Source organism: Nonomuraea sp. NBC_00507 (genome assembly GCF_036013525.1).
Classification (GTDB): Bacteria; Actinomycetota; Actinomycetes; order Streptosporangiales; family Streptosporangiaceae; genus Nonomuraea.
The window spans coordinates 3,790,525-3,803,129 of sequence record NZ_CP107853.1 but is presented as its reverse complement, the minus strand read 5'-3'; the positions used below and the strand labels follow the sequence as shown (position 1 = coordinate 3,803,129).

Sequence of the window (12,605 nt, the reverse complement as noted above, 5' to 3'; positions counted from 1 at the left end):
GTTATCCCGTCGTAATCTTGGCCATGTGCGCGTAAATTGTGTCGGCGCGATCGTCGTCGACGACGCCGGCCGTATCCTTCTGATCAAGCGGGGACACCCGCCGGGCATGGGCCTGTGGTCGATCCCCGGGGGCCGCCTGGAGCCCGGCGAGAGCGACGCCGCCGGCGTGCGGCGCGAGGTCCTGGAGGAGACCGGCCTGCACGTGGAGGTCGGGCGCCTGGCCGGCTCGGTGGACCGCCCCGGCCCCGGCGGCGTCACGTACGTGATCCGCGACTACCTGGCGACCGTGGCCGGCGGCGTGCCCACGGCCGGGGACGACGCCGCCGACGTGCGCTGGTGCACGGCGGACGAGCTGGCCCGGCTGCCGCTGTCCGCGGGCCTGCTCGACGCGCTGACCGACTGGGGCGTGTTACCTGCTTGACGTGAGGTTCGAGCTCCACAGGATGAGGTGGTCGGCGTTGTACGTCGTCGACCGCCCCAGCGCCACGACCTCCGTCCCCGACACGGCCACCGCCGTCAGCCACTGCATCCCTTGGCCCGCCAGCCGGTCCCTGGTCAGCGCCATGCGGTTCCACGACAGGCCGTCCTGCGAGGTCCAGGCCGCGCTGTCGCCCTCCCCCGGCACGCCGTGCCAGCCGACCGCCACCAGACCCTCCTCCGTCGCGGCCAGGTCGTGCACCGCAGCCGCCTGGTCCGCGGGCAGCCAGGCCGTCTGCCACGACGCGCCCTCATCGTCGGAGACGGCGGCGAAGGCCCGCCGCGAGCCGCCCGTCAGCGCGGTGCCGATGGCCACCAGCTTGCCCTGGTAGGCGGTGATCTGACGGAGCCCGGCCGACGTGGCGTCCGCCGGGGCGACACGGGTGCGCGAACTCCAGTTGACCCCGTCCTCGGAGTACCAGACCACGCTGCGCTCCTCGTCGGCCGTCCCCGAGCCGCCCACCGCCACAAAGGCGTCCGCGGTGGCCACCGCGTCGTGGATGCGCACGCCGGAGCCGCCCTGCGGCAGCTTCTTCGACCTGGTGTACTTGCGCAGGTCCGTGGTGAACCACATGGCCGCGCTCGCGGTCCCCGCCTGATCGCGGTCCTCCCCCGCCAGCACGTAGCCCTTCTTGCCCGCGGTCACCACATGGGTCCCCAGGTACGGACGGTCGGAGCGGCGGGTCAGGTCACCTGAGACGTCCACCTTCTTCCAGCTCTCGCCGTCGCTCGAGGTGACCAGCAGGGGATCAGTGATCGACACGGTGGTCTCCGTGCCGCCGACGGCCAGCCAGCCGCGGGCGCCGTGCGCCACGTCCTCCAGCCGCTGCCTGCCGGGGCCGCCGAGGCTCATGGACTTCCAGCTCTGCCAGTTCTTGATCGTCCACAGGCCTGCGTCGCCCGAGGCCGAGCCGACGGCCACGTACCGGCCGGCGAAGCTCGTGATGCCGGTGGTCTCGCGAGCGATGCGCGTCAGGCCCTCGACATCGCCAAGCGCCACCCGAGAGGCCTGCCCACGCGGGGGCGCGGACATGAGCACCAGCTGGTTGTCGACGTCGGTGACCGCCTGGTCGCCGCCGGCGAACAGGGTGCCGCCGGCGGAGATCGTGAACCCGCGCAACGTCGCGCCCTGCAGGTTACCGAGGTCGGTCCGCTTGGCCCAGGCGCGCCCGTCCGCGGTGGTCAGCACCGTGTAGCGGCCGAGGCCGGCCTGTGTGATCGCGGCGATGCCCCCAGAGTAGGAGATCAGCGACTCCACGCCGACGCTCTCGCCGCTCAGGCCGCCGATGGAGCCGCACTGCGACCATTCCGCCCCGGTCGGGGAGCAGTAGACGCGTACGTCTCCCGTGACCGTACGGTGCCGCGTCGGCACCAGCACGAACCGCTTGGGCAGCACCGCCAGCGTCCCCGGCCGCGAATCGGCCGCCTCGGGCAGCTGGAAGCCGGTGGCCTGCCAGGTGCGCCCGCCGTCGGCCGATCGGACCACCCGCGAACCCTCGCCTTCCGCGGGGTGCCCGATCGCCACGACGGTGTCGCCCCTGGCGACCACCGCCTTGAGTTCCCTCACCTCGAGCCCGGTGCTGTCGGTCCGCTCCCACGTGCGGCCGTCTCCGGAACGCCAGACCGCCGGCCCGATCGCGCCGTCGTCCCCCGTCGCGCGCCCAACTGCGACGAATCCCGACGCCGTTATGGCGATGTCGTGGATCTGGTCGCCGGCCCGGAACGCGGGCGACCCCGCCGCCTCCACGGCCTGCCAGCTGAACCCGTCGGTGCTGGTCCATAGGCCACGCTCGCCCGACTGGCCGTCGCCGCCGCTGGCCAGCCAGCGACCGTTCCCGCCGACCACCCGCTGGACCGTGGGGGTGGAAACGCCGCTCACCTGACCCAGCTGCCAGTTCTTGCCACCGTCCGGGGAGAACAGGAACAGCGGGCGCGGGGTCGGGCCGGTCGTGTCACTGCCGACCGCCACCACCGCGCGGCCGACCGAAGTCATGTCGTTGAGCTTCTGATTGGTGCCGTCGCCCGAGGCGGGCACGGTGAACAGCTCATCCCCCGAGCGGCCGGTGCCCGCCTCCAGGCGCAGGCTGGGGGCCTCCTCGCCGGTCCACTGCCACACGAGCACGCCGGCGGCCACGAGGACGGCCGCGGCCAAGGTCAGGACGATCGGGGCGGTGCGGTTGCCCCGGCGTACCGGACTGGACCTGCGTACGGCGGCCGGGGCCGGGCCTCGGTGATGGCGGCCGCTCGACCCCTGAGGGCGCGGGGGGCCCGTGGCGACCAGGAGGTCGGGCCGCGTCGGCCGCCCGGCCGGCGGCCGCCCGACCCGCCGCACCTCCGGCTCGTCCTCCCGCCGTCCCTCCGGCTCTTCCGCCCTGGCAGGCTGCTCGGTGGGCTCTTTGGCGGGGACTACCAAGCGGTACGGGATCGTACGCGGGTCCCGCCGAGGCGACGCCTCCGGCTCCTGCGCGGCGCGCTCCCGCTCCACGAACTCCAGCGCGGCATGCTCCCGCTCCACGAACTCCCGCGCGGCGCGCTCCCGCTCCACGAACTCCCGTGTGGCAGACTCGCCGGCCACAGGCTCCCACGCCGCGGCGTCGCGCCCCGCGGACTCGCGCGCGGCGGACTCGCGGCCAGCGGACTCCCACGCCGCGGCGTCACGCCCCACGGCCTCGCCCGCGGCGGACTCGCGGCCGGCCGACTCGCGCCCGGCAGACTCCCGCCCAGCAGCCTCGTCCGCGGTGGACTCGCGCGCGGCGGACTCGCGCGCCACATTCTCGCGCGCCGCAGACTCCCGCCCAACAGACTCGCGCGCGGCGGACTCGTGCGTGGCGGACTCGGTCGGCCGTTCGGCGTCGGTGGGTGTGCTCGGGGGGCCGCCGGCCACGAGCTTGTCCGGCCGGTTGACGACGCGTCGCGCCCGGCGACGCGGCTCGGCCTCGGGTTCCGCTGTCGGCGAGCTGTACGGCATGCGCCCCTTGGGCGGCTCCTGCGGCTCCTCGTCCGGCACCGGTGCCGCGAACGGCGGCATGCCCCACGGGGAGGTCAGAGGTAAGCCCCTGGCCCGGTCGTCGGTGGGACCGGGCGGGGAATGGCTGATCCTGGGCTCTGGGGAAGAGTGCGGTTCCGACGTGCCCTCGGAACGCGGGTCGTCGTCACCCGGCGGTCGCCGAGGCGGTTCGCTGGGGCCGGAGGCCACGCGTCGTACCTCCTAGTCGAACTAGTCGGACGAAAACGGTCACTGCGCGGGGACCGTTCCACATGATTTCGAACGTGTTGTCCTCACCCGACGAAGTATCACACGCACCCACACTTACCCCGCCGGACCGAAACGATCACCTCCGGGAGTCCCTCGCCGCCCCACACGATCCAGAGCAGCATGAATGAGCCGGAATTGCGAGACCTCTCTAGCGAGATTCCCCGACCCGCCAACCCGATTTATCCAGAAATAGTGCTGAGTGACCGCTTTTTGGCCAGATACAAAACCCCAAAAGCGTACGCACCAAGCTGCACCGCCACGCCCACGATCGCCTGCCACGGCACCGCGACCTTGCTCTGGATCAGGGCGTCCTCGAGGGTCCCCGCGGCCGCGCTCATCCCGAACGCCAGCATGTTGTTCATGACGTGCAGCCCGATCCCGGCCTCCAGTCCCCCGGTCCGCACCGCCAGCCAGCCCATGACGGCGCCGAAGGCGAACACGTCGGCCAGCCCCATCCACGTGTATCCGTGCACCGACGCGAACAGGCCGGCCCCGATCAGGATGCCCCAGACCGGATTGCGCACGTGCGCTCCGACGGCCTGCAGGAACCAGCCGCGGAAGACGTACTCCTCGGCGGCCGACTGGAACGGCACCAGCAGCACGATCACGACGAGCGCGGGCAGGAAACGTTCCCACCCGACCCAGCCGAACATGTCGGAGTACTCCTCGCCGCTCATCGCCAGGGCGAGGACCTGCACGGCTTGCCCGAGCACGAGTGCCAGGACCGCCAGTCCGACGCAGGCCATGAGCCAGCGCCAGCGCAGCCGCCCGGCCACCGATGACAGCGTCCCCGGACGGCGCCGTTGCAGCAACGCCGCCATGCCGAACACAAAAGGGAGCACGGCGGCGATCGACAACAACGTCACGGTCAGCCCGAACACCGGGTCGCCGAACAGCCCGCGCTCGACGTCGAGCGGTGCGGGGATGCCGAGCAGCGTCGCCACCACCGCGCCGGCGGACAACACCACCGCCGCGACAAGGAGGAATATGGCGGCGATCCCGATCGTGCCGACGATCGCCCGCCACGGCCTGGCGACCCCGTTCCTGGCGAGGTGGTCGTACCGGGCCCCACGGGGCGCCGGCATAAGCCAGGACCGCGGCGGAGCCGGATACTGCATGCCGTATGGGTGATGCGGCCCAGGATTCTCCTGCATCTCTCCATTCTGTCCATCTGATGCGCATTAGTTCACAGACGGGCCCGCCTTTTAGGCGGATGCTCTGAGCCGTAGGGGCAGTCAGCTGCCACCTGCGGTCGGCCGCTGGACGCGGCCGAGGTAGGCATTTCGACCCTGGGAGCAGTCCATGTCAAGGCTGGGACCTGTCATCACCCTCGCGGCGGGAGCTGTGCTCGCCGCGGGGCTCGGTGTCGCCAGCATCACCGCGACACCCGCGGCGGACACCACGACCACCGCCACAGACGACAACCCCGCCGCGGAAGGGTCCGCGGCGAAGGAGAACACCGCTCAGCCGTCCCCGTCGCCGGCCGAGTCCGAGGAGAAGCGGATCGAAAAGGCGGACTACGCCGGACGCGTCAAGGGCAACGGCGCCCTCATCGCGATCTCGATCAGAGACGGCAAGGCCATCGGCTACTTCTGCGACGGCACCACCGAGTCCTGGTTCAAGGGCACCCAGTCCGCCGACGGGGTGAGCCTCAAGGGCCTCGGCGCCGGGAAGGTCACGGCCGCGTTGGGCGGCGGCCGGGCCAAGGGCTGGGTCTCCGTCGGCGGCAAGAAGTGGAGCTTCGTGGCGCCCACGGCGGAGAAGCCGTCGGGCCTGTACCGGGCCAGCGCGATCGTCCGGGGCGCCCAGTTCAAGGCCGGCTGGATCAGGGTGAAGAACCCGAACGGCGGCTACACCACGGTCGGCGCCGCCTCCGAGGCCGGAAGCCCGGTCCCGGTCCCCGAGCTGAACGGCGAGCAGCCGACCGCGCCGCTCACGGTCGGCGACACCACGATCTACCCGAAGGACGTCGACGGCTTCATCGAGGAGATGCAATGACCGCCATCCACCATCGCCCCTCACGCAGCCTGACGCCGTTACTGGTGCCGCTGCTGATCGGCGGCCTGGTCGTGCTCGCGCTCGGCGTGTACGGCCGGGTGCACACGCCCACCGGGTTCGCGGTCGGCGTGGCCGGCTTCTCCGCCGCGCTGCCCATGAAGGTGTGGCTGACGACCGGCGCGTTCGTGCTGGCGATCGTGCAGGTCGTCTCGGCCCTGTCGATGTGGGGCAAGCTCGGGATCACCATCCCGCCGGCCGTGCACCGCTGGTCGGGACGGCTGGCGTTCCTGCTGACGATCCCGGTCGCCTTCCACTGCCTCTACGCCCTGGGCCTGCAGTACGACGTGCCCCGCGTGCTCGCGCACTCGCTGCTCGGCTGCTTCTTCTACGGTGTGTTCACCACGAAGCTGCTGGCCCTGCCCAAGCGGGACACACCGGGCTGGACGCTGCCGGTGCTCGGCGGGCTGGCGTTCACCGCGCTGGTGGGGCTCTGGCTGACGTCGTCGTTCTGGTTCTTCACCGCGATCGGCATCAAGGTGTGAAGCTCTTCGTACGGACCAGCCCGGCCGCCCGCCCCTTGGCGGCCACGACGAGCGCCATCTTGCGCGAGGCCTCGTCGATCATCTCGTCGCCCAGCATGACCGCGCCGCGCTTCTCCACGGTGGTGTAGTAGTCGTACGCCTCCAGGATGAGCTCGGCGTGGTCATAGTCCTCCTGCGCCGGCGAGAACACCTCGTTGGCCGCGTCCACCTGGGAGGGATGCAGCACCCACTTGCCGTCGTAGCCGAGCGCCGCAGACCTCCTGGCCACCCGCCTGAAGCCGTCGACATCCTTGATCTGCAGGTAAGGCCCGTCGATCACCTGCAGGTCATGCGTCCTGGCCGCCATGAGCAGCCGCATGAGGATGTAGTGGTAGGCGTCGCCCTCGTCGTAGCCGGGCGGCTGCTCGCCGACGACGAGCGTGCGCATGTTGATCGAGGCCATGAAGTCCGCGGGGCCGAACACCAGGGTCTCCAGTCGCCTGGACGACCCGGCGATGGCGTCGGCGTTCACCAGGCCGCGGGCGTTCTCGATCTGCGCCTCGATACCGATGCGGCCGACCTCGTAGCCCATGGCCTTCTCGATCTGGCTGAGCAACGTGTCCAGCCAGACGACCTCCGTGGGGTCCTGCACCTTGGGCAGCATCACGCAGTCGAGGAACTCCCCGGCGCCCTCGACGGTCTCGATCACGTCCCGGTACGTCCACTGCGTCGCGAGGTCGTTGACCCTGACCACCCGCGTCTTGCCGGTCCAGTCGCCCTCGCGCAGCGCCGCCACGACGTTGCGGCGCGCCTCCTCCTTGGCCGCGGGCGCGACGGAGTCCTCCAGGTCGAGGAAGACCTCGTCGACGGGCAGGGTCTGGGCCTTCTCCAGGAAACGCGGGTTGCTGCCGGGCACCGCGAGAACCGAACGACGTGAGCGCATGCGCCACACGCTACTGTCCCGAGGTCGTCGCCACGGCGCGAGGGCTGCCCCGGCCGTGCGTGCCCGCACGGGGTGCGAGCACGCGAGGCCAGACGGCTCAGCCGCGGGGAGCCAGGCCCAGCTGGAGTCCCTTCAGGCTGGAGGAACGCTTGCTCAACCCGGAGGCGATCTTGAGCAGCTCGGCCGCGGCCGGCGCGTCGGGGTCGGTCAGGACCAGGGGCTTGCCCTCGTCGCCGCCCTCGCGCAGCCGCAGGTCGATCGGCACCTGGCCGAGCAGCGGCACCCGGGCCCCCAGCGTGCGGGTCAGCGCGTCGGCCACGATCTGGCCGCCGCCCTCGCCGAACACAGCGACGCGCTCGTCGCAGTGCGGGCAGGGCAGCCACGCCATGTTCTCGATGACGCCGGCGATCTGCTGGTGGGTCTGGGCCGCGATGGATCCGGCCCGCTCGGCCACCTCGGCGGCGGCCATCTGCGGCGTCGTCACGACCAGGAGCTCCGCACCCGGCAGCCGCTGCGCGACGGAGATGGCGATGTCGCCGGTGCCCGGGGGCAGGTCGAGCAGGAGGATGTCGAGGTCGCCCCAGTAGACGTCGGCGAGGAACTGGTGGAGCGCCCGGTCCAGCATCGGCCCGCGCCAGACCACCGGCGTGTTGCCCTCGGGCTTGAACATGCCGACCGAGATGACCTTGATGTCATGCGCCACCGGCGGCATGATCATGTCCTCGACCTTGGTGGGCTTCTCGGCGGCACCCAGCATGCGAGGAACGCTGTGGCCGTAGATGTCGGCGTCCACGATGCCGACCTTGAGGCCGCTCGCGGCCATGGCGGCGGCCAGGTTGACCGTCACCGACGACTTGCCGACCCCGCCCTTGCCGCTGGCCACCGCGAACACGCGGGTCAGCGAGCCCGGCTGATTGAACGGGATCTCCTTCTCCGGCCCGCGGTTGCCCCTCAGCATGGTCTGCAGCTTCTTGCGCTGCTCGGTGCTCATGACGTCGAGCTCGATCTGGACGCCGGTCACGCCTTCGACCTTGGAGACGGCGTTCGTCACGTCGCGCCGGATGGTGTCTTTCATCGGACATCCGGACACGGTGAGGTAGACGCCCACACGCACCGCCCCATCGGGAGCGATCTCGATGCTCTTGACCATGTCGAGGTCCGTGATCGGGCGACGGATCTCGGGGTCGATGACGGTGGACAGGGCCGCCGTCACCAGTTCCTGGGTTGGTGCCATCGAAGTCTCGGCACGAAGGAGTGCCGTACCTCCTTAGTCGGCTATGTCGATATATGTGTGACAGGCGCTGGACGCCAGCGAGGATGCCCCTCAATGGTATGAACCGGAGGCGGCGCTGGGTTAATCCGTGCTGTTAGATGTCTGTGCAACAACGTCTTAAGGTTACTCCGTGACTCTCCTGCGCGACGACGGGCTGACCGCCGAGGAGCTGACGGTCTGGCGGCTGCTGCAGCGTGCCCAGGTGCGCATGACCCGCCACCTGGAGGCGGAGCTGCTCGTCGCCCACGATCTGCCGCTGGCCTCCTACGAGGTGCTGATGCAGCTGGCCGAGGCGCCCGAGCGGCGGCTGCGCATGAACGATCTCGCGGACCGCGTGCTGCTCTCCCGCAGCGGCCTGACCAGGCTCATCGACCGGCTGCAACGGGACGGGCTGGTGTCGCGCGAAGCGTGTGCGGACGACGCCCGCGGGCTGTTCGCGGTGCTGACGGACGCCGGCGCCGCCCGGCTGGCCGAGGCGACCCCGACCTACCTGCGCGGCATCCGGAGCCAGTTCCTCGACATGCTCGGCGCCGGCGAGATCGCCCAGATCCGGGCCATGCTCGGCAAGCTGAACATCAGTGGCGGGGCTCCTTGAGCTCCTCCTGCAGCCGGCCGAGCTCCGCGCGCAGGTAGTCGCGGGTGGCGACCTCGTTGATCGCCATGCGCAGCCCGGCGATCTCGCGGGTCAGATATTCGATCTCGGCCTGGTTGCGATCGGCGACCTCGCGGTCGTGCTCGTACTGGATGCGGTCCCGGTCGGCCTGCCGGTTCTGGGCCAGCAGGATCAGCGGCGCGGCGTAGCTGGCCTGCAGCGACAGCATGAGCGTGAGGAAGATGAACGGGTACGGGTCGAACGTGAAGCCCGGGGGCGCAAGGAAGTTCCAGCTCACCCAGACCATCACGAACACGGTCATGTAGACAAGGAACCTGGCCGTGCCGAGGAAGCGGGCGATCCGCTCCGACAGGCGGCCGAAAACCTCCGGGTCGTAGTGCGGCCGCAGCGAGCGGCGCAGCGCACGGGGCTGGTCCAGTCGTTCGGCGGTCATGACGGGGCCTCCTCGCGCCAGTCCTCGGGTAGCAGGTGGTCCAGGACGTCGTCCACGGTCACCGCGCCGACGAGCCTGCCGAGCTCGTCCACGACCGGGGCCGCGACGAGGTTGTAGTTGGCCAGGTAAGCGGTGATCTCGATCAGTGAGAACGCCGGCCTGATCGGGTCGATCGACGGGTCGAGCACGGCGCCCAGCAACGTGGACGGCGGCTCGCGCAGCAGCCGCTGGAAGTGCGAGACGCCCAGGTATGTCCCCGTCGGCGTCTCGGTGGGCGGCCGGGTCACGTAGACCTGGGCTGCGACCGCGGGCGTGAGATCCTGCTGCCTGATGTGCGCGAGCGCCTCGGCCACCGTGGCGGTGGGCGGCAGGATCACCGGCTCGCTGGTCATCACGCCGCCCGCGCTGTCCTCCGGATAGGTCAGCAGCCGCCGCACCGGGTCCGCCTCGTCCGGCTCCATCAGCGCCAGCAGCCTGGCCGCCTGCTCGTCGGGCAGGTCGTGCAGCAGGTCGGCGGCGTCGTCGGGGCCCATCTCCTCCAGGACGTCGGCCGCCCGCTCCGGCTCCAGCGTGCCGAGGATGCCGATCTGGTCGTCGGGCGGCAGCTCCTCCAGCACGTCGGCCAGCCGGTCGTCGTTGAGCGCGCGGGCGATCTCGACGCGGCGCTTGCTCGGCAGCTCATGCAGGGCGCTGGCCATGTCGGCGGCGCGCATCGACTCGAACGCCGCGATCAGCCCCGCCGCCCCCTGGTCCTTCTGGAGCTTGTCGAACCCCGACACCTCGCTCCAGTCCACGATGCGCGGCTCGCGCCGCCTGCCCTTGTAGACGGCGACCTCGGTGATCTCCCAGGTGGACGGCTTGATCTCCTCCATGGCCAGGTCGTAGACGGTCATGGGCTCGCTGTCGACGTGTACGGCCAGGTCCAGCATCTCCCCGACCACCAGCGTCTCGGTGCCGCGCTGCTCGAACCTGCGCATGTTGATGCGGCCGGTGAAGACCACGGCGCCCGGCTCGATACGGCGGACGCGGGTGATGGGCAGGAACACCCGGCGACGCGGCTGCACCTCCACCACCAGGCCGTGCACGGTGGGCCGGCGGCCGATGCGCAGGCCGACCACGACGTCCCTGACCCGGCCGATCTGATCCCCTGCCGGGTCGAAGACCGGGGTCCCCGGCAGCCGGGCCACGAAGATCTTCACGTGGCCAGGCTAACAGCGCTGCCCCGTTGCGCCCGGGACGCCCGGCGTGTCAGTATCAAACACAGTTAACGGTCATTACTTAGCTGGTGGTGTGCGATGAGGTATGCGGGGCTGGCGCTCGCGTTCGTGTCTTCGTGGTGTTTCGCGTTCTCGGGTCCCATGGCCAAATACCTCATCACCGCCGGGCTGGCGCCGATCGAGGCCGTGTGGACGCGGATGGCGGGCGCGGGGCTGCTGCTGCTCGCCGTGCTGGCCGTGGTCCGCCCGCAGGCGCTGCGGATCCCGCGGTCCAGGCTGCCGTTCTTCGGGCTGTACGCGGTCATGGCGGTGGCCGGGGTCCAGTCGCTCTACTTCGTCGCGATCACGCGGCTGCCCGTCGGGGTGGCGCTGCTGCTGGAGTTCATGGCTCCGGTGATGGTGGTGGCCTGGGTGCGCTTGGTGCGCAAGATCCGGCTCGCGCGGGCCGCCTACGTGGGCGCGGTCGTCGCGTTCGTAGGCCTCGGGATCGTCGTCGAGGCGTGGCAGGGGTTGCGGCTGGATGCGCTGGGGCTGCTGCTGGGGCTGATCGCCGGGGCATGCTGTGCCGGATATTTCCTCATGAACGATAGCTTCGGCGACGACGTGGATCCGCTCGGGCTGATCGCCTGGGGGATGATGGGGGCAGCGGTGGTGCTGATCCCGTTCGCCCGGCCCTGGAACATCCCGTGGGACGCCTTCACCGCCTCGGTCACGCCGTCTGAGGACGGGCTGACGTTGCCGGTGCTCGGCGCGTACCTGTGGATGGTGCTGATCGCCACCGTGATCGCGTACATCCTGGGGGTGAACGCCGTGCGGCGGTTGTCGGCCGCGGTGGGCGCGACGGTGGCGACTCTGGAGGTCATCGGCGGCGCGCTGGTCGCCTGGGCGCTGCTCGGCGAGACGCTCGGCGTCTTCCAGATCGTCGGCGGCCTGATCGTCCTGTCCGGCGCCCTCCTGGCTCAGACCGCCTCCGCGTCCCCTCAGCCGTCCCCGGCCACGGCGGCCGAGGAGCCCGTGACCGTCCCGGCCTGACGCTCCGAGACCGCGGTGGTCGCGCCGGTCTCGGGGGTGAGGCGCAGGACGACGGACTCGCCGGCCCAGCGCTCGGTGAGATGCTCGCTGTCGCGGGCGTTGAGCCGCTCCTTGGCCAGCGCGGCCACGGCGTCGGCCGCCGCGGCCTGGTCCACCACCGACACCGCCGCGTCGAACTCCACCAGCCGGGCGCCGTTGTCCTTGCTCCGCAGCGTCACGTGAACCCGCTCGAGGGCCTCCAGCCCCGGCAGCCGCTGCTCCTCACCGCCGGTCACCAGGTAGATGGCCCCGTCGTGCCAGGCATGCCAGGCCAGGCGGGGCCGGTCGAGGGTGAGCCAGAGGATGCCGGACTTCTTGGCGCCTTCCTCGATGGCCGTGGTGATGTCGCTCACATCTCAGAACTCTACTCGCGGCCTGGCCGTCAGGTCGCTTCCGAGTCGTAGGGCGGGAGCTCACCGTAACCCAGCTCGTCCACGACCGGGTCCGCGTAAGGGGCCGTCGTGGCGGGCTCCAGTGCCTTCGGCTTGTCGTTCCAGTCCTCCTCGAGGTCGTCGAGGAGATGCTTGCGGACGAAGTTGCGCGGGTTGAGGTCGGCCGGGTCGAAGTTCTGAAACTCCGGGCCCAGGCCGGTGCGCAGGTCGTCGCGGGCGTTGTTGGCCATCCGGCGCAGATTGCGCAGCGTCTTGCCTGCCTGCGCGGCGGCCTGAGGCAGTTTGTCGGGACCGAAGACGAGCAGCGCCAGCACGATCAGCGCCCCGATCTCCGCCCACCCGAGTCCGAACACCGTGAGCTCCTACAGCCGTCCAATCCGAGGAGAACCCCGGCCTACCCACAGACTAAGG

Annotated in this window: 13 protein-coding genes; 5 read left to right on the top strand and 8 right to left on the bottom strand. The window is 70.9% G+C overall.

Going from position 1 to position 12,605, the window contains the following annotated elements; genetic code table 11:
- Positions 1-25 precede the first annotated feature (25 nt).
- Positions 26-421: an NUDIX hydrolase gene (locus tag OHA25_RS19070; protein WP_327588894.1), complete on the top strand. Its 396-nt coding sequence runs from the start codon at positions 26-28 to the stop codon at positions 419-421.
- On the opposite strand, the gene OHA25_RS19065 is transcribed toward OHA25_RS19070, so the two are convergent.
- Both OHA25_RS19065 and OHA25_RS19060 read right to left on the bottom strand, forming a co-directional pair.
- On the bottom strand, positions 410-3,505 hold the full coding sequence (locus OHA25_RS19065) for a hypothetical protein (protein ID WP_327588893.1): 3,096 nt from the start codon (positions 3,503-3,505) through the stop codon (positions 410-412). The genes OHA25_RS19070 and OHA25_RS19065 overlap by 12 nt on opposite strands.
- Positions 3,506-3,912: 407 nt before the next feature.
- Positions 3,913-4,818, bottom strand: a complete 906-nt coding sequence (locus tag OHA25_RS19060; RefSeq protein ID WP_327588892.1) for a CPBP family intramembrane glutamic endopeptidase — start codon at positions 4,816-4,818, stop codon at positions 3,913-3,915.
- 217 nt (positions 4,819-5,035) lie between these two features.
- Here OHA25_RS19060 and OHA25_RS19055 point away from each other — a divergent pair, with 217 nt between their 5' ends.
- Together OHA25_RS19055 and OHA25_RS19050 are read left to right on the top strand one after the other, a co-directional pair.
- Positions 5,036-5,731 carry a hypothetical protein gene (locus OHA25_RS19055; protein ID WP_327588891.1) on the top strand — a complete coding sequence of 232 codons (696 nt, stop codon included), beginning with the start codon at positions 5,036-5,038 and terminating at the stop codon, positions 5,729-5,731.
- Complete coding sequence (locus tag OHA25_RS19050) at positions 5,728-6,273, top strand: DUF6529 family protein (RefSeq protein ID WP_327588890.1); 546 nt, start codon at positions 5,728-5,730, stop codon at positions 6,271-6,273. The genes OHA25_RS19055 and OHA25_RS19050 overlap by 4 nt, the downstream gene beginning before the upstream one ends.
- Here the strand turns inward: OHA25_RS19050 and OHA25_RS19045 are convergent.
- Both OHA25_RS19045 and OHA25_RS19040 read right to left on the bottom strand, forming a co-directional pair.
- Entirely contained in the window at positions 6,263-7,195 is a 933-nt protein-coding gene (locus tag OHA25_RS19045) for an HpcH/HpaI aldolase/citrate lyase family protein (RefSeq protein ID WP_305924012.1), read from the bottom strand. The two genes, OHA25_RS19050 and OHA25_RS19045, sit on opposite strands and share 11 nt — an antisense overlap.
- Positions 7,196-7,292: 97 nt before the next feature.
- On the bottom strand, positions 7,293-8,429 hold the full coding sequence (locus OHA25_RS19040) for an Mrp/NBP35 family ATP-binding protein (protein WP_327588889.1): 1,137 nt from the start codon (positions 8,427-8,429) through the stop codon (positions 7,293-7,295).
- A gap of 169 nt (positions 8,430-8,598) precedes the next feature.
- Between OHA25_RS19040 and OHA25_RS19035 the strand changes: the two genes are divergently transcribed.
- Complete coding sequence (locus OHA25_RS19035) at positions 8,599-9,063, top strand: MarR family winged helix-turn-helix transcriptional regulator (RefSeq protein ID WP_327588888.1); 465 nt, start codon at positions 8,599-8,601, stop codon at positions 9,061-9,063.
- Here the strand turns inward: OHA25_RS19035 and OHA25_RS19030 are convergent.
- Together OHA25_RS19030 and OHA25_RS19025 are read right to left on the bottom strand one after the other, a co-directional pair.
- Positions 9,044-9,514 carry a DUF1003 domain-containing protein gene (locus tag OHA25_RS19030; RefSeq protein WP_327588887.1) on the bottom strand — a complete coding sequence of 157 codons (471 nt, stop codon included), beginning with the start codon at positions 9,512-9,514 and terminating at the stop codon, positions 9,044-9,046. The genes OHA25_RS19035 and OHA25_RS19030 overlap by 20 nt on opposite strands.
- Complete coding sequence (locus OHA25_RS19025) at positions 9,511-10,713, bottom strand: magnesium transporter MgtE N-terminal domain-containing protein (RefSeq protein WP_371825963.1); 1,203 nt, start codon at positions 10,711-10,713, stop codon at positions 9,511-9,513. The genes OHA25_RS19030 and OHA25_RS19025 overlap by 4 nt, the downstream gene beginning before the upstream one ends.
- 96 nt (positions 10,714-10,809) lie before the next feature.
- Here OHA25_RS19025 and OHA25_RS19020 point away from each other — a divergent pair, with 96 nt between their 5' ends.
- Positions 10,810-11,763: an EamA family transporter gene (locus tag OHA25_RS19020; RefSeq protein ID WP_327588886.1), complete on the top strand. Its 954-nt coding sequence runs from the start codon at positions 10,810-10,812 to the stop codon at positions 11,761-11,763.
- On the opposite strand, the gene OHA25_RS19015 is transcribed toward OHA25_RS19020, so the two are convergent.
- Both OHA25_RS19015 and OHA25_RS19010 read right to left on the bottom strand, forming a co-directional pair.
- Positions 11,712-12,155: a hypothetical protein gene (locus OHA25_RS19015; RefSeq protein ID WP_327588885.1), complete on the bottom strand. Its 444-nt coding sequence runs from the start codon at positions 12,153-12,155 to the stop codon at positions 11,712-11,714. The genes OHA25_RS19020 and OHA25_RS19015 overlap by 52 nt on opposite strands.
- A gap of 29 nt (positions 12,156-12,184) precedes the next feature.
- Positions 12,185-12,547, bottom strand: coding sequence for a sec-independent translocase (locus OHA25_RS19010; RefSeq protein WP_327588884.1), 363 nt, complete (start codon positions 12,545-12,547; stop codon positions 12,185-12,187).
- Positions 12,548-12,605: the final 58 nt, after the last annotated feature.